General features: G+C 67.1%; 12 protein-coding genes. 10 read left to right on the forward strand and 2 right to left on the reverse strand.

What is annotated here, in order from left to right; genetic code table 11:
• Nucleotides 1–2: 2 nt before the first annotated feature.
• The 5 genes from J2Y55_RS10220 to J2Y55_RS10240 all read left to right on the forward strand — a co-directional run bounded on the left by J2Y55_RS10220 (nucleotide 3) and on the right by J2Y55_RS10240 (nucleotide 10,667).
• Nucleotides 3–2,939, forward strand: a complete 2,937-nt coding sequence (locus J2Y55_RS10220) for an FAD-binding and (Fe-S)-binding domain-containing protein (protein WP_310151696.1) — start codon at nucleotides 3–5, stop codon at nucleotides 2,937–2,939.
• A gap of 42 nt (nucleotides 2,940–2,981) precedes the next feature.
• The gene (locus tag J2Y55_RS10225; RefSeq protein WP_310151699.1) at nucleotides 2,982–4,316 is read left to right on the forward strand and encodes a beta-propeller fold lactonase family protein; all 1,335 of its coding nucleotides are present in this window, start codon (nucleotides 2,982–2,984) and stop codon (nucleotides 4,314–4,316) included.
• Nucleotides 4,317–4,471: 155 nt separating this feature from the next.
• Nucleotides 4,472–7,744, forward strand: a complete 3,273-nt coding sequence (locus tag J2Y55_RS10230; RefSeq protein WP_310151702.1) for a hybrid sensor histidine kinase/response regulator — start codon at nucleotides 4,472–4,474, stop codon at nucleotides 7,742–7,744.
• Between the two features lie 183 nt (nucleotides 7,745–7,927).
• On the forward strand, nucleotides 7,928–9,019 hold the full coding sequence (locus J2Y55_RS10235; protein WP_310151705.1) for an NADH:flavin oxidoreductase/NADH oxidase: 1,092 nt from the start codon (nucleotides 7,928–7,930) through the stop codon (nucleotides 9,017–9,019).
• Nucleotides 9,020–9,176: 157 nt separating this feature from the next.
• On the forward strand, nucleotides 9,177–10,667 hold the full coding sequence (locus J2Y55_RS10240; RefSeq protein ID WP_310151710.1) for a carboxypeptidase M32: 1,491 nt from the start codon (nucleotides 9,177–9,179) through the stop codon (nucleotides 10,665–10,667).
• Between the two features lie 9 nt (nucleotides 10,668–10,676).
• On the opposite strand, the gene J2Y55_RS10245 is transcribed toward J2Y55_RS10240, so the two are convergent.
• The gene (locus J2Y55_RS10245) at nucleotides 10,677–12,050 is read right to left on the reverse strand and encodes an amidase (RefSeq protein ID WP_310151712.1); all 1,374 of its coding nucleotides are present in this window, start codon (nucleotides 12,048–12,050) and stop codon (nucleotides 10,677–10,679) included.
• Nucleotides 12,051–12,231: 181 nt separating this feature from the next.
• On the opposite strand from J2Y55_RS10245, the gene J2Y55_RS10250 reads away from it, so the two are divergent.
• A complete protein-coding gene (locus J2Y55_RS10250; protein ID WP_310151715.1) occupies nucleotides 12,232–12,711 on the forward strand; it encodes a hypothetical protein in 480 nt (159 codons plus the stop codon).
• A 262-nt stretch (nucleotides 12,712–12,973) separates the two neighbouring features.
• Here J2Y55_RS10250 and J2Y55_RS10255 read toward each other — a convergent pair whose 3' ends face one another.
• Nucleotides 12,974–14,356 (reverse strand): M23 family metallopeptidase, encoded by a 1,383-nt coding sequence (locus tag J2Y55_RS10255; RefSeq protein ID WP_310151718.1) that lies wholly within the window; start codon nucleotides 14,354–14,356, stop codon nucleotides 12,974–12,976.
• Nucleotides 14,357–14,872: 516 nt separating this feature from the next.
• On the opposite strand from J2Y55_RS10255, the gene J2Y55_RS10260 reads away from it, so the two are divergent.
• From J2Y55_RS10260 to tssM, 4 genes are all read left to right on the forward strand, one after another.
• Entirely contained in the window at nucleotides 14,873–15,217 is a 345-nt protein-coding gene (locus J2Y55_RS10260; protein ID WP_310151723.1) for a hypothetical protein, read from the forward strand.
• Between the two features lie 182 nt (nucleotides 15,218–15,399).
• The gene (gene tssK / locus J2Y55_RS10265) at nucleotides 15,400–16,737 is read left to right on the forward strand and encodes a type VI secretion system baseplate subunit TssK (RefSeq protein WP_310151726.1); all 1,338 of its coding nucleotides are present in this window, start codon (nucleotides 15,400–15,402) and stop codon (nucleotides 16,735–16,737) included.
• Nucleotides 16,734–18,311, forward strand: coding sequence for a type VI secretion system protein TssL, long form (tssL, locus tag J2Y55_RS10270; protein WP_310151728.1), 1,578 nt, complete (start codon nucleotides 16,734–16,736; stop codon nucleotides 18,309–18,311). Before tssK ends, tssL begins: the two co-directional genes overlap by 4 nt.
• A gap of 18 nt (nucleotides 18,312–18,329) precedes the next feature.
• Complete coding sequence (gene tssM / locus J2Y55_RS10275; protein ID WP_310151730.1) at nucleotides 18,330–21,953, forward strand: type VI secretion system membrane subunit TssM; 3,624 nt, start codon at nucleotides 18,330–18,332, stop codon at nucleotides 21,951–21,953.
• Nucleotides 21,954–21,956 lie beyond the last annotated feature (3 nt).

The raw sequence follows: 21,956 nt of genomic DNA on the forward strand, positions 1-21,956 counted from the left end.
CAATGAACCAGACCGCCACGACCGCATCCCATTCCCGCAATCTCGGCCTCGAACGCCGTCTCGCGCAGACGCTGGAGGGCGAAGTGCGCTTCGACGCCTTCACGCGCGGGCGCTACGCCACCGACGCCTCGATCTACCAGATCGTCCCGCAGGGCGTGGTCTTCCCGAAATCGGAGGCCGATATCGCGGCCGCCCTGACGATCGCCGCCGAGCATGGCGTGCCGGTGATCGCGCGCGGCGGCGGCACCTCGCAGAACGGCCAGCCGATCGGCGATGCGCTGATCCTCGACATGAGCCGGCATTTCAATGGCATCCGCGATTATGATCCGGCGGCCGGTACGATCTCGGTTGCGCCCGGCCTCGTGCTGGAGGCGCTCAACGCGCATGTCCGGAAGGACGGGCTGTTCTTCCCGGTCGAGCCCTCGACCGCCAGCCGCTGCACCATCGGCGGGATGACCGGCAACAACTCCTCGGGCGCGCGCTCGCTGCGCTATGGCAAGACGGTCGACAATGTCATCGCCATGAAGGCGCTGTTCCATGACGGCGAGCCCTTCGCGCTGGGCGATGGCTTCGCCGGCGACAATCAGTCGATCAGGGCGCGCGATCTGATGACGCGGATGCTGGCGCTGGCGGACGGGCACCGGGCCGAGATCGAGGCGATCTTCCCCAAGGTGCAGCGCCGGGTCGGCGGCTATAATCTCGACGAGCTCTTGCCCGCCCGGCCGAACCTCTCGCATCTGCTGGTCGGCTCGGAGGGCACGCTCGCCATCACCACCGAGGCGACGCTGAAGCTCTCGCCGCTGCCGACGCATCGCGTCATGGGCGTCTGCCATTTCCCGAGCTTCCGTTCGGCAATGGAGACGACCAAGGCGATCGTGGCGCTGGGACCGGTCGCAGTCGAACTCGTCGACAATAATGTGCTCGTGCTCGGCGCCGACATTCCGCTCTTCGTGCGCACGCTCGCCGACATCACCCGGGGCCAGCCGAACTGCCTGCTGCTGGTCGAATTCGCCGGCGACGATCTCGCCGCGCTCAAGCACGACCTCAAGCGCCTCGACCAGTGCATGGCCGATCACGGCTTTACTGATGCCGTCGTCGAGGTGGTCGAACCCTCCAGGCAGAAGCCGGTCTGGGAGGTGCGCGAGGCCTGCCTCAACATCATGATGTCGATGAAGGGCGATGGGAAGCCGGTCTCCTTCATCGAGGATTGCGCCGTCCCGCTCGAACATCTCGCCGATTATACCGACGCCGTCACCGCGCTGTTCGCGCGCCATGGCACGCGCGGCACCTGGTATGCCCATGCCTCGGTCGGCTGCCTGCATGTCCGCCCGATCCTGAACATGAAGGACGAGGCCGGGGTCAAGGCGATGCGCGGCATCGCCGAGGAAGCCTGCGAATTGGTGCGCAGCTTCAAGGGCTCCTATTCCGGCGAGCATGGCGACGGCATCTCGCGCTCGGAATTCGTCGAGCCGATGTTCGGCGGCCCCCTCACCCGCGCCTTCGAGCAGGTCAAAGACGGCTTCGATCCCGACAACCGCTTGAACCCCGGCAAGATCGTGCGCCCGCTCAGGATGGACGATCGCAGCCTGATGCGCTTCGCGCCGGGCTACGCCACGCCGATCCCGGCCGAGACAGCGCTCGACTGGTCCGACTGGGGCGGGCTCGGCGGCGCCGTCGAGATGTGCAACAACAACGGCACCTGCCGGAAGATGACCGGCGGCACGATGTGCCCGTCCTGGCGCGCCACGCAGGACGAGACGCATCTGACGCGCGGGCGGGCGAACAGCTTGAGGCTCGCCATCTCCGGCCAGCTCGGGCCGGATGCCTTCACCTCGCCGGAGATGAAGGAGACGCTCGATCTCTGCGTGTCCTGCAAGGGTTGCAAGCGCGACTGTCCGACCGGCGTCGACATGGCGCGGATGAAGATCGAGTTCCTGCACCATTACCATCAGCGCCACGGCCTGCCGCGGAAGGAGCGCTTGATCGCCTTTCTGCCGCGCTATGCGCCTTATGCAGCCAAGCTCTCAGCCCTGATGAACCTGCGCGACCGCATTCCACTGCTGGCGCGGCTCTCCGAACGCTGGCTCGGCTTCAGCGCGAAACGTTCGCTGCCGGTCTGGCGCAGGCCGTGGGCGCAAGCCGGCCGAACCGCGACGCCGGGCGAGGTGAAGGGCGACGGCCGCGACCTCGTGCTCTTCGGCGACAGCTTCAACCGCTATTTCGAGCGCGAGAACCTCGAAGCCGCCGAGCACGTGCTGGCCGCCGGCGGCTATCGCCTGCACAAGGTCGAGCCTGGGGATGGCGGCCGGCCGCTCTGCTGCGGGCGCACCTTCCTCTCGGCCGGTCTCGTCGAGGAGGCGCGCAGCGAGGCAAAGCGGACGCTCGAAGCGCTGGCGCCCTTCGTCGCCAAGGGCGCGCGCATCGTCGGCCTCGAACCCTCCTGCCTGCTGACCTTCCGCGACGAATTCGGCGCAATTCTGCCCAAGGCCGAGGTCGAGCCGGTGGCGAGCGCCGCGTTCCTGCTTGAAGAGCTTCTGGCCGCCGACATCAAGGCGGGGACAACCACCCTGCCCCTCAAGGACCAGGCCGGCCGCATCGCGCATCTGCATGGCCACTGCCACCAGAAGGCTTTCGCGGCAATGAGCGCGGTCGAGGCAACCTTGCGCGCCATTCCCGGCCTCGATGTCCGCCCGATCGAATCGAGCTGCTGCGGCATGTCGGGCGCCTTCGGCTATGGCGCGGCGACGATCGACGTCTCCTTCGCCATGGGCGAGCTCGCCTTGCTGCCGGCCGTGCGCAAGGCCGGCGCGGGCGATCTCATCGTCGCCGACGGTACGAGCTGCCGCCACCAGATCCATGACGGCGCGGGCCGCGAAGCGATGCATGTCGCGCGCGTGCTCGCCGAGGCGCTGGAGGACAAAGCCGACCAGCCAAGCTGATCAACGACCCGGCAAACGGGCGATCCAACGGGAGGAACGACCATGCTACGGACGACATTTCTGGGCAGCGCGATCCTGCTCTGCTCGATGGGACATGTGCATCAGACCATGGCGAAGGATTATTTTCTGGCGAGCGGCCGCTGGGACAATGTCGTGCTCGTGATCGATCTCGATAAAGCTCTCGACCCCGCCAATGACGGCACGCCGAAGGCGGTGGTGAACCGCCTGCGCGTCACGCCCGATATCGAGGTCGACGGCAAGAGCGTGATTTCGAGCGGCCAGCCGATCTCGATCGCGATCGCGCCCGACAACAAGCGGGCCTATGTCGTCAACCATTCCGGCCGCTCGACGCCCGCTGCAGCGGCCGCCTTCCAGCACGGCCATGCCGGCACCGTCACGATCATCGACCTGGTGAAGGCGCTCGATCCCGCCAGCAACGATACGCTCGCCGCCGTCGCGGGCTATATCGAGACGGAAGGTTTTGGGCCGACCGGCTTCGCCATTGCGGCGGATGGCAAGCATGCGGTGCTCGCCCATGCCGAGCGCGAAGGCGACGAGGATGGTGGCCGGCATCTCAGCATCGTCGATCTCACAACCAACAGGGTGATCCGTAGGGTCGAGCAGGCCTATGGCAAGCCCGGCTTCCCCTGCCCGCCCGATCCGGTGCCGCATCGCGCGCCCGATCCGAGATTCGGCTGCTTCCCCGACACCAATGGCGTGACGATCAGCCCGCTTGGCGGCGGCACGATCTTCGGGGCCAATGGCGGCACCGACGACATCACGGTGATGAGCCTGCAGAAGGCGATCGCCGGCGAGGCCGGCGCGGAGCTTGCGCGCATCCCGGTGCAGGCCGGCGGCTTCGGCATCTCGGTGAGCCCGGACGGCAAGCTGGTGGCGCATGCCTCCCGCGAGAGCGCTCAGACCGACATCCCCGGCAACACGGTCTCGATCATCGATGTCGAGAAGGCCTTGTCCGACCCCGCCAAAGCCGAGGTCGCGCGCGTCCTGGTCGGCACCGACGACAAGGCCACGCCGACCCGACCGTTCGTGGCCGCCTTCCTGCCGGATGGAAAGCGCATCCTCTCCACGCATTTCCGCGCCAACAACATCGACATCATCGATGTCGCCAAGGCGATCGCGGGTGGGCCCGCGACGATCCGGCGGATCGAACTGAAGACGCCGGGCGGCGAGCCCTCGCGCCCGCGCGGCATCGCGATCACCCCCGACGGCAAATACGCCGCGATCACCGGCGCACCCAAGGGCAAGCCGAACTCCAGCATCGTCTGGATCGTCGATCTCGCAAGCTATGAGGTGAAGGGGCGCGTCACCGAGATCGGCAATGAAAGCTACATGATCGGCGCGTTCCAGGCGCCGTAGTCCTGGCGCCATAGTCCTGGCTCCGCAGTCCTGGCGCCGTAACCCTTTTCGACGTCCGGACGGGCGGCGCACGGCCGATCGCGCCTTTGCGCTTGCCGTATTCTGCGATCCCGGCCACATGTCAGGGGTTTCGTAGAACTCCACCAGAGCGTCTCATGCTGGCTCCGCACGACCCATATGGTTTCCTGGAGAATGGCGGCGAGATCGGCGCGCTCATCGCGCAATTCGACTGGTCGCGGACACCTTTGGGGCCGATCGAAACCTGGCCGCAGAGCCTGCGCACCACGACGGCGCTGGCGCTCAGCTCGCCGCTGCCGGTCGTGATGCTGTGGGGGCCGCAGGGCACGCTGATCTACAATGACGGCTATGCCGCCTTCGCCGGCAAGCGCCACCCTGCCCTGCTCGGCGCCAATGTGCTCGAGGGCTGGCCGGAAGCGGCCGAGCTCAACACCCGCGTGCTCGACACCGTGCTCGCCGGCGGCACGCTCTCGCTACGCGAACAGCGCCTCACTTTGAACCGCCACGGCGTGCCGGAGGATTGCTGGCTCGATCTCGACTACATGCCGATCCTCGGCGAAGACGGCCGCCCGGCCGGCGTCTTCGCCGTGGTCATCGAGATCACCGAGCGGGTCCGCACCGAGCAGCGGCTCAAGATCGCGCAGGAGGCCGGCGGCGTCGGCGTCTTCGAATGGTATCCCGAAAGCGGCCTGCTCGACGTCTCCGACGAATATCGTCGCATCTGGGGACTGCCGCCGGATGTCCAGGTCACCGACGATCTGCTCGTCAGCCTGCTGCATCCCGATGACCGCGCCCTTTCGGGGCCGCAGCGCCTGACCGAGGACAACCCCCTCGCCTATGCGGAATACCGCCGCTTCGACCCCGCCACCGGCGAAACCCGCTGGATCGCGCGACAGGGCGAGGCGGTCTCGACGCCCGAGAGCGGGCAGCGCCGTTTTGTCGGCGTCTGCTTCGACATCACGCCGCGCAAGGCGGCCGAGGATGCGCTGCGCGCCAGCGAGGCGCGCTGGCGCAATCTGTTCGAGCAGATGCAGGAGGGGTTCTTCATCGCCGAGGCGGTGCGCGACGCCGCCGGGACGATGGTCGATTTCCGCTTCGTCGAGATGAATCCCGCCTTCGAGGCGCGCACCGATGTCAGGATGGTCGATGCGATCGGCCGCAATGTCAGCGAGATCATCCCGAACCTGCCGCCGGAGCTGATCACGACCTATGCCATCGTGCTCGAGACCGGCAAGCCGGCGCGCTACGAGATCAATGTTCCCGCGATGAAGCATCGCTGGTTCGAGGCTCGGGCAAGGCGCATCGGACCAGACCGCTTCTCCGTGCTGTTCCTCGACATCACCGGCCGCAAGAAGGCGGAAGCCGCGCTCAGGGAGAGCGAGGCGCGCTTCCGCACGCTTTCGCAATCCATGCCGAACCATGTCTGGACCGCCACGCCCGACGGCCAGCTCGACTGGTTCAACGAGCGCGTCTACGCCTTCACCGGAGCGGCCCCGGGCACGCTCGACGGTGAGGCCTGGATGGCGGTGGTCCATCCCGAGGATGCGGCGAGCGCCGCCGCCGCATGGGAGAATGCCCGGCGCGACGGCATCACCTACGAGACCGAATTCAGGCTTCGCCGCCAGGACGGTACATTCCGCTGGCATATCGCCCGCGCCGTGCCCGCCCATGACGAGCGCGGCGCGATCACGCGCTGGGTCGGCACCAACACCGACATCGACGCGCAGAAGACGGCGGAAGCCGCCCTCGCGGACCTGGCCGATACGCTGGAGGAGCGCGTCGCCGCCCGCACCGCCGAACTCGCCAAGGCCGAGGAAGCACTCCGCCACAGCCAGAAGATGGAAGCCATCGGCAACCTGACCGGCGGCATCGCCCACGACTTCAACAACCTGCTGCAGGTCATCAGCGGCAATCTGCAATTGCTGTCGCGGGAAATCGCAGGCGACGAGAAAGCCGAAAAGCGCGTCGACAACGCCATGGCCGGCGTCGCGCGCGGCTCCAAGCTCGCAGCCCAATTGCTCGCCTTCGGCCGCCGCCAGCCGCTGGAGCCCAAGGTCGTCAATGTCGGCCGCCTGATCCGCGACATGGACGACCTGCTGCGGCGCACGCTGGGCGACGCGATCGAGATCGAGAGCATCATCGCCGGCGGGCTGTGGCACACGCTGGTCGACCCGGCCAATGTCGAGAATGCCATCCTCAACCTGGCGATCAATTCGCGCGACGCCATGGACGGCCAGGGCCGGTTGACGATCGAGGCCGGAAACGCCTTCCTCGACGACGCCTATAGCGACGCCCATCGCGACGTCACTGCGGGGCAATATGTCCAGATCTCGGTCACCGACACCGGCTCGGGCATGAGCCGCGAGGTGATGGACCAGATCTTCGAGCCGTTCTTCTCGACCAAGCCGCCGGGCAAGGGCACCGGGCTCGGCCTGTCCATGGTCTATGGTTTCGTCAAGCAGTCCGGCGGCCATGTGAAGGTCTATAGCGAGCCCGGCCAGGGCACCACGATCAAGCTCTATCTGCCGCGCTCGCTCCAGACCGAGGACATGCTGGTCGAGAAGGAGGCCGGCCCGGTCACCGGCGGCAGCGAGACCATCCTCGTCGTCGAGGATGACGAGGCGGTGCGCGAGACCGTGATCGCGCTGCTGGGCGAGCTCGGCTACCGCGTGCTGAAGGCGCCCGACGCCCAGAGCGCGCTCGCGGTCATCGAGAGCGGGGTCGCGATCGACCTGCTCTTCACCGATGTGGTCATGCCCGGCCCGCTGAAGAGCCCGGAGCTGGCGCGCAAGGCCAAGGCGCGGCTGCCCCAGCTCAGCGTCCTGTTCACATCCGGCTATACCGAGAACTCGATCGTCCATGGCGGGCGGCTCGACGAGGGCGTCAACCTGCTCTCAAAACCCTATGGGCGCGAGGCGCTGGCGCGGAAGATCCGCCAGGTTCTGGTGCAGGACGGCAAGACACCGTCCTATGAGACCGCCCGCCCCCAGCCGAAAAGCGCGGCGCAGAAGGCAGCGTTGCAGAATGCGGCCACCCCTGTGCCGGAGCCGGCGCGGCGAAGCAACCTGACCGTGCTCGTCTGCGAGGACGACGCCATCATCCGCATGGACACTGCCGATATGGTCCAGGATCTCGGCCATGTCGCCATCGAGGCGGAGAACGGGCTGAAGGCGCTCGATATCGCGACGGGACGCGACATCGACATCCTGCTGACGGATATCGGCCTGCCCGATATTTCGGGCAGCGAACTGGCGCACCGCTTACGCGCATTGAAGCCCGAACTCGCCATCATCTTCGCCACCGGCCGCGATCAGGTCGAGGGTTTCGAGGGCGCAGCCCGCACCGCGCTGCTGAGAAAGCCCTATCGGCTGCACACGCTGGAGAAGATCCTCGGCTCGATCCTGGATTGAGAAGCGCCTCCTCTGCGTTCCGGGCCGGAAGGTCGCTTGCGTTTGCAGCGCCCGGTGCGTGCAGGCTTGCGCATGGCCAGGCATGCTGCGCTGCGGCTAGACTTGGCAGAGATGCAGGCGAACTTGCCCATTCCAAACACTGCCCATTCCAAGCCCTGCTCCACTCAAGGCGAACCCACCACGATGAGCCAGCTCTTCAGCCCCTACACGCTCGGCGAACTCACCCTCGCCAACCGCATCGTCATTGCCCCGATGTGCCAGTATTCGGCCGAGGACGGCCGCGCGACCGACTGGCACATCATCCATCTCGGCCATCTCGCCTTGTCGGGCGCCGGGCTGCTCTTTCTCGAGGCGACGGCCGTCGAGCCGGAAGGGCGGATCAGCCCGTTCGATCTCGGCCTCTGGTCGGACGAGACCGAAGCCGCGCTGGCAAAGGCGCTCGCCGCCGTGCGCGCGCATTCCGAGATGCCGATCGGCATCCAACTCGGCCATGCCGGCCGCAAGGCCTCGGTGGCGCAGCCCTGGGCCGGCGGCGGCCAGCTCGGCCTCGACCAGGGCGGCTGGCAGACGCTCGCCCCCTCGGCCGTGGCTTTTGAGGGCCACGCCAGGGCTCCGCACGCCCTGACGGCCGATGAGATCGCCCGGCTCGTCGAGAGCTTCGCGCTCGCTGCCAAGCGCTCGGTCAGGCTCGGCCTCGATGCAATCGAGCTCCACGGGGCCCATGGTTATTTGCTGCACCAGTTCCTCTCGCCGCTCTCCAACCGGCGCGAGGACGCCTATGGCGGTTCGCTGGAGAACCGCATGCGCTTCCCGCTCGCCGTGTTCGAGGCGGTCAAGGCGGCGGTGCCATCTTCCTTTCCCGTCGGCATCCGCGTCTCCGGCACGGATTGGGTCGAGGGCGGCTGGGATATCGAGCAGACGCTCGCCTTCGCCTCCGCCTTGCAGGCGCGCGGCTGCAGCTTCATCGACGTCTCCGGCGGCGGCCTCTCGGCCGCGCAGAAAATTCCCCTCGGCCCGAGCTACCAGGTGCCGTTGGCGCGCGCCGTGAAGCAGGCAACCGGCCTGCCGACCATCGCGGTCGGGCTGATCACGGAAGCCGACCAAGCCGAGGCGATCATCGGCACGGGCGACGCCGACTTCGTCGCTTTGGCGCGCGGCATGCTCTACGACCCACGCTGGCCCTGGCACGCCGCAGCCCAGCTCGGCGCAACCGTGAAGCCGCCCTCGCAATATCTGCGCTCGCAGCCGCGCCAGTACAAAAGCCTGTTCGGCTGAACCCGATCACTTGCCTCAGCCCTCGTCCTGAGGAGTCGCGCAGCGGCGTCTCGAAGGATGCTCCAGAGCGCGCTGGATGATCCTTCGAGACGCGTTCGTTTCGAACGCTCCTCAGGATGAGGGCTTTGGAAAACTGTCGACAAGGGAAACACCAAGCATGACCGCCTATTCCGAGCTTGCCAATCATTTCGGCCGCATCGCCGCATTGTCCAACGCCATCGGCATCCTGAGCTGGGACAATGCCGCAATGATGCCGACCGGGGCAGCGGCGACGCGGGCCGAGAGCATGGCGCTGCTCGACGTGCTGCGCCATGGCATGGCGGTCGAGCCGCGCATCGGCGACTGGCTGGGCGCGGCCGAGGCCGATGACGGGCTCGGCCCATGGGAGCGCGCCAATCTGCGCGAGATCAGGCGGCTCTGGACGGTCCAGACTGCGCTTCCCGCCGATCTGGTGGAGGCGTCGAGCAAGGCGATCTCGGTCTGCGAGATGCGCTGGCGGCAGGCGCGCGCGGAGTCCGATTTCGCCGGCCTCCTGCCGTTCCTGAGCGAGGTCTTGAACCTGCAGCGCCAGATCGGCCAGGCGAAGGGCGAAAAGCTAGGCCTTTCCCCCTATGACGCACTCTTGAACGATTATGAGCCGGGCGGGCGCTCGGAGAAGATCGACGCCTTGTTCGACGATCTCGCCACCTTCCTGCCCGGCTTCACGCAGGAGGTCCTGGCGCTCCAAGCCCGCCGGCCCAAAACGCCGGAGCCGCAAGGCCCTTTCGCGATCGAGAAGCAGCGGGCGCTCGGCCTCAAGATGATGGCGGCTCTGGGCTATGATTTCGAGCGCGGCCGGCTCGATGTCTCCACACACCCGTTCTGCGGCGGGGCCGACAACGATGTCCGCATCACCACGCGCTATGACGAGAGCGATTTCGCCAAGGCGCTGATGGGCGTGCTGCACGAGACCGGCCATGCGCTCTACGAGCAGGGCCGGCCGCAGGCCTATATGAACCAGCCCGTCGGCCAGGCACGCGGCATGAGCCTGCATGAGAGCCAGTCGCTTCTGGTCGAGATGCAGGCCTGCCGTTCCGCCGCGTTCATTCGCTTTGCCGCGCCCTTGATGCGCGAGGCTTTTGGCCGCTCGGGCCCGGCCTGGGAGCAGGAGGCCTTGCTGGCGCGCTATACCAAGGTCGAGGCCGGCTTTATCCGCGTCGATGCCGACGAGGTCACCTATCCGGCCCATGTCATCCTGCGCTATCGGCTGGAGAAGGCGCTGATCGCCGACGAGATGCCGCTCTCGGAGCTGCCCATGGCCTGGAACGCCGGCATGAAGGCGCTGCTCGGCGTGACGCCGCCCGACGACCGGCGCGGCTGCCTGCAGGACGTGCATTGGCCCAGCGGCGGCTGGGGCTATTTCCCGACCTATACGCTGGGCGCGATGACGGCGGCGCAGATTTTCGAGGCCGCCTGCAAGGCCGAGCCCGAGATCCTGCCTTCGATCGGGCGCGGCGATTTCTCGCCCCTGGTCGGCTGGTTGCGCAGCCATATCCATAGCCAGGCCAGCCTCTACGAGACCGACGAACTGCTGACCCACGCCACCGGCCGCCCGCTCGACGCCGGCGTGTTCAAGGCGCATCTGCGCCGGCGTTATGGTGAAGGCTAGCCTTCGCCGTCAGTCCAGCACCGGCATCGGAAAGCCGCCGAATGCCTGCTCATAGGCGGCTCCCAGCGCCAGCAGGCGATCATCGCCGCCTTGCGGCCCGATCAGCTGGAAACCGATCGGCATGCCGTCCCGGTCCGGCCTCGCCGGCAAGGTCAGCCCCGGCAAGCCCAGCGCATTGGCGAAGGCGGTGAAGACCGCGTGCCCGCGCGGACCGACGGATTGGCCGTCGATCACATCGGGGTGCGTCTGGCCGACCGGCCAGGGCTGCGCCGCCGTCGCCGGCGTCAGCAGCAGGTCGAAGCGGGAGAAGAGCGCGTCGAACGCCTCGCCAGCCACCTCGATCGTCCGCAGCATGCCGAGATAATCGCTCGCCGAATGGCCACGACCGCGTTCGGCCATCGCGGCGATCCCGGGCTGTACAGGCGCGTCCCTCCCGAGCTTGAGATGCGCATCGAGCAGCCAGGCGACGCCAGTTTCGCTGACGATCGACCAGATCGCGTTGACCGGCTCGACCAGGGTGAAATCGTCGAGGCGCTCGACGGTATGGCCGAGCCCGGCAAAGCGCGCGGCTGCACCGGCGACGCTTGCAGCAATCACTGGGTCGACCGGTGCGTCGCCAAAGCGCGGAATGAAGGCGATCCGTTTTGCGGCGGGCGGCTCGGCCACCGCTTCCGCGCCGGTGATGACGCGCAGCATCGCGTGGACATCACCGACGCAGCGCCCGATCGGCCCGACCACCTCGAAAGCGTCGAGGATCGCGGGAAAGCCGTGCCGGCGCGGCACCAGCCCGCGCGAGGGCTTGAGACCGACCAGCCCCACATGCGCCGCCGGCCGGCGGATCGAGCCGCCGCCATCGGTGCACAGCGCCAACGGCCCGATGCCCGACGCCACGGCCGCAACCGCCCCGCCGCTCGACCCGCCAGGCGTCAGGCCCGGGTTCCACGGGTTGCGCGTCGGGCCGAAGAGCGCGTTGTCAGTGACGCCCTGCACGGTGAATTCCGGCACATTGGTCTTGCCGAGGATGACGGCGCCGGCCGCACGCAGGCGGGCGACCGGCGTCTCGTCGAGATCGGGCACGAAATCGGCGTAGCAGGCGCTGCCCCATGTGCTGCGCAGGCCGGCGGTCAGGATGTTGTCCTTGATCGTCAGCGGGACGCCGTCGAGCGGCCCGAGCGCTTCGCCACGGGCCCAGCGGCGGGCGCTGGCCGACGCCGCTGCCTGCGCGCCCGCCCGGTCTTGTGTGACGACGGCGTTGAGGCGCGGATTAACCGCGTCAAGGCGCGCCAGCACCGCTTCCAACGCCTGGACCGGCGTGGCGCTATCCGCCGCGAAAGCCTGCGCGAGTTGCCCGGCGCTCAGGGCCCAGAGTGGCTGGTCGCTCATTGGAAACGCGCTCCGTGATCTTCACGCCCGCTTGCATCATGCCCGCTCGGCGTCCTGGCGGGGAAACGCCGTCATTCCAACCGCTAAGCCATGGCTGCTCATCCGACAACGGGGCTTGAAACGGGGCGCAATTAGGATTTGAATCAAGTTCCCGCTACGGGGCCACGCTAGGGAGAACGCAATGCTGAGGACTTTGATAGTCGCATCTGCTTCCGCCATCGCCGTCGCATCCGTCTTCGCCACGCCGGCCTCGGCGCTGACGATGAAGGAATGCAGCGCGAAGTATCAGGATGCCAAGAAGGCCAATACGCTGAAGGGCCAGAAGTGGAACGATTTCCGCAAGGCCCAATGCGGCGACGACGACGCCTCTGACAACGATGCCGCAGCAGCCGTCACCGACCCCGCACCGGCGCCAGCGGCCACGCCCGCCGCAACGGCGCCCGGGCAGAAGCCGGCAGCCGCGCCCGCCCGTGCCAAGGCTGCGGTCTTCCCCAGGGTCGTCTCGCCGAAATACTCCGAGGAATCGCCCGGCAAGGCCCGGCTCAAGACCTGCGTCGACCAGTACAACGCCAACAAGGCGGCCAACGCCAATGGCGAACTGAAATGGATCGAGAAGGGCGGCGGCTACTGGAGCCAGTGCAACACCAAGCTCAAGAGCTGAACAGAGCCATCACGCGAAACAGCTCGGCCCCGGATCCTGTCCGGGGCTGAAGCTTTACTCCACTGTCAGTGTCCCTGTTTACACGCAAAAGCGGGGTGTCATCCCGAACACAGCGAAGCGGAGATCCGGGATCCATTCCTGAGCCTAACCAGGCAGCGCTCCGGCATGGATCCCGGATCGGCGCGGCTTCGCCGCTTGTCCGGGATGACGCCGCGTTTTCGGGCAAGACAATACGGCCAAGGCCGCGTTGCCCAACCCGCGGCTATTGGGTCGCATAGATCCGTTCGCCCACGCGGATGAAATGAGTGGGATCGTTGGGCTCGCCATTGATGCGCGTCTCGTAATGCAGATGCGGACCCGTCGAGCGCCCGGTGCTGCCGACCAGCCCGACCACCGTGCCGAGCGCGACGGGCTGGCCCACGGTGACGTTGATCGCCGACAAATGGCCATAGCGCGTGGTGATGCCATTGCCGTGGTCGATGATGACGAGATTGCCGTAGCCGCCGCCGATCCCGGCCGTCTGCACGACGCCTGATCCTCCGGCATGAACGGGAACGCCGATCGGCGAGCGGAAATCCGTGCCGGCATGGAAACGCGCCTCGCCGGTGAACGGATCCGAGCGCGTGCCGTAGGAGCTGGTCATCAGCCCGGCGCTGCCCGGGATCGGCCGGAAGAACGGCACGGCGTTCGCCGCTGTCCTGAGCCGGCCCAGGACCGAAAGCGTGCGCCTGATCTGCGCGACATTGCTCTCGAAGGGGCCGCCGCCGAAATCCTTTGTCTCCGGCAGCAGATTGGCCACCTGCCCGCGGACGAGCGCCGCTGTCGGGACGAATTTCTCGGCATCGAGCCCGACCTCGGAGAAGGCCGAGCGCAATTGTAGCAGGGTCGATTGCGAGCGCTGAGTCAGGCCGTTGAGCGAACCCAGCTGCACCTTCTCGAAACGGTCGATCGCATGTTCGAGATAGGTCACGCGCTCGGGTGCGGGATAGCTCGGATCGAGGATGGTGAAGGTCGATTGCGGCGCGGCGCGCTGCACCGAGGCCGCCTTGATCGGCGCTCCGCCGGCCTCGCCGAACTTCACCGGGCTCGCGCCGTCGGGCACGCGGGTCTGGTCGGCGAGCGCGGTCAGCATCGCCTGGCGCGCCTCGAGCGCCGCCTGGCGCAGCATCAGATCGGCGATGCGCCCCTCGACGCCGTCACGCTCCAATCGGGTCTGCCGGGCGAAACGGTCGAGCTGGGTGCGGAAGACCACGAGCTTCTGCTCATAGGCGAATTGCATGTCGCTCTGCTGCGCGACGAGGCGGACCGAGAGCTTGTCGCCGAAGATCAGGGTGCTGGTCGTGATCGCGCCCCACCCGGCCAGCAGGGCGAAGGCGACAAGGACCAGCGCGATCGTCGCCGGGCCAACCGTCATGGTCCAGCGCGGACGGCCCGGCCGCGAGAGCTTGGCCGCCTTGTCGCGCTTGTCTGATTTGCCTTGGCCCTCGGTCGCGGGTTCGGCCTTGCGCAGCTGCGCCTGGGCCTTCGCTTCGGCGGCAGCAAGCTTTGCCTCGGCGGCAGCCCTGGCCTCCGCGGCCTTTGCCGCCTTCATCCGGGCAGCAACGCGCTCGGCCGCTGTCTGCGGTTTGGACGGGGCGGAACTCAAGGCCGGGCTCCTCCAAGCATGTCCTGGAAAACGGCGCGCACGATTCTCCGCCGAGCCGGGCGAAAGTCAACGCCGCAACGACGCTTCAGGTCTGCCGCCGCACCAACTGCCGAAAGGGACGCGGCGCCCATTTCCTTACACGGGTGGATCTGTGACTTTAGACAACGCAAAGGCAATCTGCCGTAATAGCCTCGCCAAGATATCGACGATTGTCGATTCGGAGCGCGAATTGTCAATCAATTACGTAATTGACATGACACGCATCCCGTTGAAACACTCAAAGCCAGCAATGTTTCTCTAGGCTAAGCCGTGTCATCACCTTGCGACATCGCTGTGATTCCCCAGCATGCGAGGCGTCCGGGAGCGACGTGATCCGGCGCTCCACCGCCAGGCATGAGGATAACTCCACAACGCCGAGAGGCGCGCCAGATACACGAATGACTTCAGAGCCCTAAAGGAAATGAACCACTGGACGGATTTGGCCTCTCACTGTCTTCCGCCGCAAGGAGCCCTGCCATGACCTCGACCCTGCCTCCCGAACAATCAGCCCTCGACCGCGAGATCCTCGACGAGTTGTTCGAGATCGTGCCTGACGAGTGGGACGCCTTCCTGCTATCGGTCGAGCCACGCAAGCTCGATGGCGACGGGCAGATCGTCACCATCGTCAACCCTGATATCGCCGGGGCGGAAATCCCCGCGACAGAGGCGATCCGCGTGCACGTCGCCAAGCTTGCAGCCTTCTTCGCCCGCGAAAAGCGCAGCTGGGAACGCCTGACCTATGCCGCCTTCGCCGACGAGGCCGGCACCTGGCGCGTCAAGATCACCGCGCCGCTGCCGCCCCCCACAGCACCAGCCGCGTGAGCGCGCCTGAGCCGGCCATGGCCAAGATTAGGCACGCGGTGCTTTCGTGCTTGTTCCGCCCCATTGCGCCACGTTACGATGCGTGAGCGTGGCTGAAATTAAGTTTGCCGGCTGCGTGACGAAGCGGGATGCGCCGCTCACGCCTTGATCTGGAATTCTGACGATGGCTCGAAGGCTCGGCGATGTCTTGGAACAGTAAGGTCGTCTGGGGAGAAGGACTTTTTCTGCGGCCGCACCATCTGCAGCAGGCGGATCGCTATCTCGAAAACCTCGTCGATGCGCGCACGCGCTTCATCACGCCTTACCCCTGGGGTTTTTCGACTCTCGAGATCGACCGCGACCTCGCCCAGCAGAGCCGCTTCGGCCTGCGTCGCGCGTCAGGAATCCTGCCTGACGGCACGCCCTTCGACATTCCCGCCCACAGCCCCCTGCCCGCGCCCATCGACGTGCCGGACGCCGCCGCCAAGCAGCTGCTCTGGCTGACCATGCCGGTCGCGGCGGCCAATACGCGCGAGGTCGACGAGCCGACGAGCGCCACGGCGAGTCGCTATGTCACCGCCAGCGAGACGCTGATCGACTCGACTGCCGCCATGCGCGTCGAGGAGGAGATCGACGTCGCCTATCCCCGGCTCGGCTTCGATCTGCGCAAGACCGCCAAGCCCGGCTATGTCAGCATGCCGGTCGCCCGCATCGTCGAGGTGCGCGACAAGACCATCGTCTTCGACGACAAGTTCGTCCCGCCGGTGCTGATCGCCTCGGCCTATCCCGCGATCGACGGCTGGATCGACCGCGCCATCGGCTGGATCGAGGCCAAGCTCGAGGAGTTGGCGCGCTATGCGGCGGACCCGACCGCCGGCGGCGGCCTGCAGAGCGCCGATTTCTTCGTGCTGCAGCTGCTCAACCGGCACCTGCCGGTGCTGCAGCATTTCCGGCATTCGCGCTATATCCATCCCGAGCGGCTCTATGAGGAGTTCGTGCGGATGGTCGGCGAACTCGCCACCTTCGCCACGCCCGAGCGCCGGACGCGGACCTATCCGCGCTACGACCACGACAATCTCGAACTCGTCTTCGAGCCGATCCTGCGCGACCTGCAGGATTTCCTCAGCGCCAGGCTCGGCCGCCGCGCGATCCGCCTCGAACTGATCGAGCGCGCGCCCAACGCCTTCGTCTCGACGATCCGCGACCGCAGCCTGTTCCGCAACGCCAATTTCGTGCTGGAAGTCGCAGCGCGCCGGCCCCTGATCGAGATCCAGCTGCAATTCCCGCAGCTCTTCAAGATCGGCCCGAACACGAAGATGAACGACATCGTCAACGCCCATCTGCCGGGCGTCGGCCTCAATCACATTCCGACCCCGCCGTCGCAGATCCGCGCGGTCGCGGACCATGTCTACTTCCTGCTGGACAAGAACTCTCCACTCTGGCCTGAATTCAGCACGGCAAACGCGATCGGCCTGCATTTCTCGGGCGACTGGCCGGAACTGCAGCTCGATCTCTGGGCGATCCTCGGAGACAGGCGATGACCGAGCCCAAAGACCCGTTCGAACCTGCCTACAACCCCAATGAGCGCACGGTGGTGCGGCCCAATCCCGGTGGCAGGCGCCCGGTCGCACCGAGCCCGCCTATCCAGCAACCCGAGCAGCCGGGCCCGTTCACGCCGTCAGCCTATCCGCCCCCGCCCGCCTCCTATCATCCGGCCTCGGGCTACCAGCCGCCGCCGAGCTATCCGCAGGCAGACCCCAACGCCGCCGCGCAGGACGCCTGGGCCGATGCGCCGGGCCAGAGCTATCCGCAGCGGGCCCCGCCGCCCTACCAGCCGCCGCCGGCGCAGAGCTACGCTCCCCCGCCCCAGCCCGCGCCGCAGGCACCGGGCTCCGTGCCTCAAGTCGCGCCGCGCGAGATGCCGGTGGCGCCCAATGACAATCCGATCATGAGCGCGGCCGCGCCGATCCTCTCGATCCTCGGGCGCCTGCGCGTGGCCCTGGCCTATGCCTCGTTCAGCCAGTTGATGGACCAGGTTGCCGGCGCGATCCAGCGCTTCGAGGCCGACGTCACCGGCGCCGGCATCGGCCAGGACCAGGCCAAGCAGGCGAAGTACACGCTCTGCGCCACCGCCGACGACATCGTCCAGAACATCCCGGCGCAGGATCGCCAGCTCTGGACACAATACAGCATGCTGAGCCGCTTCTTCGGCGAGCGGACAGGCGGCATCCGCTTCTTCGAGGAACTCGACCGGGCCAAGCAGGACCCGATCCTGAACTACAATGTGCTGGAGTTGCAGCATGCCTGCCTGGCGCTGGGTTTTCAGGGCGTGCACCGGACCTCGGCCGGCGGCCAGGCGACCTTGCAAACGATCCAGCGCAATCTCTACGAGACGCTGCGGCGGGTGAAGCAGCGCGTCAATCAGGAGCTCTCGCCGCGCTGGCAGGGCCAGGACATGGCGGCGCGCGGCACCACCGTGCGCATCCCGTTCTGGGCGATGGCCTCGCTAGCGGGCGTCCTGCTGCTCGCCATGTACCTGACCCTGCGTTCGCTCTTGAGCTCCGGCAGCGATGCGGTGATCGACGATGTCGGCCGCATCTTCCCGACGACCGATGTCTCGATCGAGCGGCGCGTCGTCCAGCCGGTGAAGCCCACGCCTCCGCCGCCAATCAAGACGACGCAGCTCGAGCGCATCCGCGCGGCGCTGGCGACCGAGATCGGCGAGCAGAAGCTGGCAGTGGATTCCGTCTCGACCGGCATCATAGTGCGCGTCAACAGCTTCGCCTCCTTCGAACCCGGCAAGGCGACGGTGATCGACGCCTTCCGCCCTCTCGCCAAGCGCATCGCGCAGACGCTGGAGAAGGAGCCCGGCCAGATCAAGGTCACCGGCCATTCCGACAACACGCCGATCAAGACCGTGCGCTTCGCCAACAACTACGAATTGTCGGTCGAGCGCGCCAAGGCCGTCGGGGCCCTCCTCACGGAGGATCTCAGCGACAAGAAGCGCATCCTCGCCGACGGCAAGGGCGACACCGCCCCGATCGCCTCGAACGATACGATCGAAGGTCGCGCGCGCAACCGGCGCGTCGACGTGCAGATCCCGCATGAACGCTGACCTGAGGCGGAGGCGCTCGTGACCCTGGCCATCTGGTTGCGCATCATCATCAGCCTGATCGGGCTTGCCGCCTTCGGCGCGCTGGTCTGGTTCGCCAGCCCGTTGATCTCGGTCGCCGGGATCTATCCGTTCGATTCCGAATGGGTGCGCTTCGCCATCATCGCGGTGGTCTCGCTCATCGTGCTCGGCCTGCTGGTCTGGGGCATCATCCGGCGCAGGCGCGAGGCGGCGGCGCTGGAGCAGGGCCTGGCTGATGCCGCTGTCGACGAAGGCGATGGCGACGTGCTCGGCGAGCGCATGGCCGACGCGCTGCTGACGCTGAAGAAATCCGCAGGCTCGAGCGCGACTTATCTCTACGAGCTGCCCTGGTATGTGCTGATCGGCCCGCCAGGCTCCGGCAAGACCACGGCCCTGGTCAATTCGGGGCTGAAGTTCCCGCTCGCCAAAGGTGGCGCGCCGTCCGCCGTCGCGGGCGTCGGCGGCACGCGCTATTGCGACTGGTGGTTCACCGACGACGCCGTGCTGATCGACACGGCCGGCCGCTACACCACGCAGGATTCCGACGCCTCGGCCGACCGCAAGAGCTGGCTCGCCTTCCTCGACCTGCTCAAGAAGAACCGGCCGAACCAGCCGATCAACGGCGTCATGCTGGCGATCAGCATCGAGGATGTGCTGACCGCCTCGCCGGCCGAGCTCAACGCCCATTCCGATGCGATCCGGGCGCGCTTGACCGAGTTGCACGACAATCTCAAGGTCGATTTCCCGGTCTATGCGCTGTTCACCAAGATGGATCTGGTCTCCGGGTTCATGGAGTATTTCCAGCATCTGAACGAGGCCTCGCGGCGCGTGGTCTGGGGCCATACCTTCCAGACCGACGACAAGACGCTGAACATGATCAGCGAGGTGCCCGACGAGTTCGACGCGCTGGTGGAGCGCCTCAATTCCGAATTGCCCGACCGGCTCCAGGAAGAGCCCACGCCCAACGCACGTGTGCAGATTTTCGGCTTCCCGACCCAGATGGCGGCGGTGAAGACCCCGATCATCGAGTTCCTCAACCGCATCTTCGAGCCGACGCGCTATCATTCGCGCGCGACCCTGCGCGGCTTCTATTTCACCTCGGGCACGCAGCAGGGCACGCCGATCGACCAGCTGATCGGCGCGATGGCGCGCAATTTCGGCGCGAACCAGGTTGCCGCCGCAGCGATGTCGGGCTCGGGCAAGAGCTTCTTCCTCACCGATCTGATCACCAAGGTGGTGATCGGCGAATCCGCCTGGGTCTCGACCGACCGCAGGGCGGTGCGCCGCGCCTTCGCCTTGAAGGCGGCGGCCTATAGCGTGCTCGCTCTGGTGACGCTGGGCGGGGCGGCAGCGTGGTGGACGAGCTACAATCGCAATGTCAACCTGATTGCCGAGACCAACGACCAGTCCAAGACCTTCGTGGCGACCGCAGCCCCGATCATCCAGGAGCCGACCGTCGCCGATCGCGATCTGGAGAAGGTCGTGCCGCTGCTCGACGCATTGCGCGCCCTGCCCGCCGGCTATGCGCAGGAGGGCGTCTCGCCACCGGTGCAGGCGACTTTCGGCCTGAGCCAGTGGGACCGGCTCGGCTCGTCATCGCAAGCGGCCTACAAGACCGGGCTGGAGCGCCTGCTGCGCTCGCGCCTGATCTTCCGCATGGAAGAGCTGATCGAGGCCAACCGCTCGCGGCCCGATTTCATCTACGAGGCGCTCAAGGTCTATCTCATCCTCGGCGGCCGCCAGAAGATGGACGAGGATCTGATCCTGCTGTGGATGCGGCGCGACTGGGTCGAGAATCTCTATCAGGGCGCCGCCAATGCGCGCCTGCGCGAGGAGCTCAGCCAACATCTGACGGCGATGCTGCGCCTGCCCGATTCCGGCGGCGCCGGCACGCTGACGCTCAACGAGCCCTTGATCGAAGAGGCGCAGAAGACGCTGGCGCGGTTGAGCCTGGCCGAGCGCGCCTATCAATTGCTGCGCGTCCAGGCGCGCGCCTCGCCGGGCAAGCCCGACTGGACGGCCGCCGCCAAGGGCGGCGCCGACGCAAAGCTCGTCTTCGAAGGGCCCCGCGGCGGCGAGCTCGAGAATGTCCGCGTCCCATTCTTCTATACCTATGCCGGCTTCCATGAGGGCTTCATCGGCCGCCTGCGCGACGTCGCCAAGCAGATCGAGGAGGAGCGCTGGGTGCTGGGCACGGCCGGCGACCAGACCGCCGTCTCGGATCAGTACGAGGCGCTGCCGCGCGCCTTGCTGGAGCTCTACGCCAAGGATTTCATCGCCTCCTGGCAGGGCACGATGGCGGCGCTGCGCTTCCGGCCCCTGCTCGCCAACAAGCCGCAATATCCGGCTCTCAGCGCGGCATCGGCCGTCACCTCGCCCCTGAAGCAGGTGCTGGAATCGATCCGCGACGAGACCAAGCTCACCCGCGAGCGCCCGGCGCCCGCCGGGCAGGCCGCGACGCAATCGGCGGCCGGAAGCCTGAGCCAGGCCCAGCAGGCGCAGAACCTGGCACAGCGGCTCGGCGTCAACACCGGCAGCGCCTCGACCACGCTCTCGCGCATGGATATCGCGCTCAAGGCAATGGAGAAGCCCAACACCGCCAGCGGCGAGCAGGCGCCGGGCGCGACCATCGAGGCGGCCTTCAAGCCGTTCCACCAATTATTCGAGGGCGAGCAGGGCCGCCGGCCGATCGACCAGGTGCTGCTCGCCTTCTCCGAAGTGAACCAGAATCTGCGCCTGCTCGCGACCAACCCGGCGCTGGCGCCGCAGGTCAACGCCACCTTGCCGGGGCAGATCCAGACCCTGCGCAACAGCGCCAACCTGATCCCGCAGCCCTTCTCCAACCTGATCCAGACCGCCGCCACGAGCTTCGAGAACGAACTCACCGGCAGTTCCGTATCGCAGCTCCTGCAGGATCTGCGCTCGCAGGTCACCGCGACCTGCAACCTGATCGTCACCAACCGCTACCCCTTCGCGCGCGGCAGCGACCGCGACGTGCCATTGGCCGATTTCGGCCGGCTCTTCGGCACGGGCGGCATCATGGACAAGTTCTACACCACCAATCTCGCGCCGCTGGTCGATACCTCGAAGCCCGAATGGGCCTTCAAGCAGAACATCAGCGTGGCGCGCTCACTGCCGCCCGCCGCGCTCAAGGAGTTCCAGCGCGCCGCCGACATCAAGGACGCGTTCTTTGGCACCGGCGGCAACATGCCGTCCTTCACCATGGCGATCACGCCGCAGCCGGCGGCGAGCTCCGGCTCAGCCCCGACGATCAAGCTCGACATCAGCGGCGTCGCCGTGGTGGCGCAGGCCGGCGGCGGGCCGACGCCGGTGGTCTGGCCGGGCCCCGCCGGGCTCGACCGCACGGTGATCTCGAGCCAGACCACGAGCACGGGGCTGTTTGGCGGCGTGACCAGCAGCCCGCCCGTCTTCGGACCGGAGAAGCGCGGCCCCTGGGCCTTCTTCCGCTTCCTCGACCTCGGCTCGGTGACGAAGCGCGGCGAAGCCCTGGTCGCCAGCTACTCCGTCGGCGGCCAGTCGATTTCCTACCAGATCAATGTATCGTCCCTGAAGAACCCGCTGACATTGCCGGCCCTGCGGGAATTCAGATGTCCGGGAGGCTGAGGC

The sequence above is a fragment of the Allobosea sp. BE125 genome (assembly GCF_031456075.1).
GTDB lineage: Bacteria > Pseudomonadota > Alphaproteobacteria > Rhizobiales > Beijerinckiaceae > Allobosea.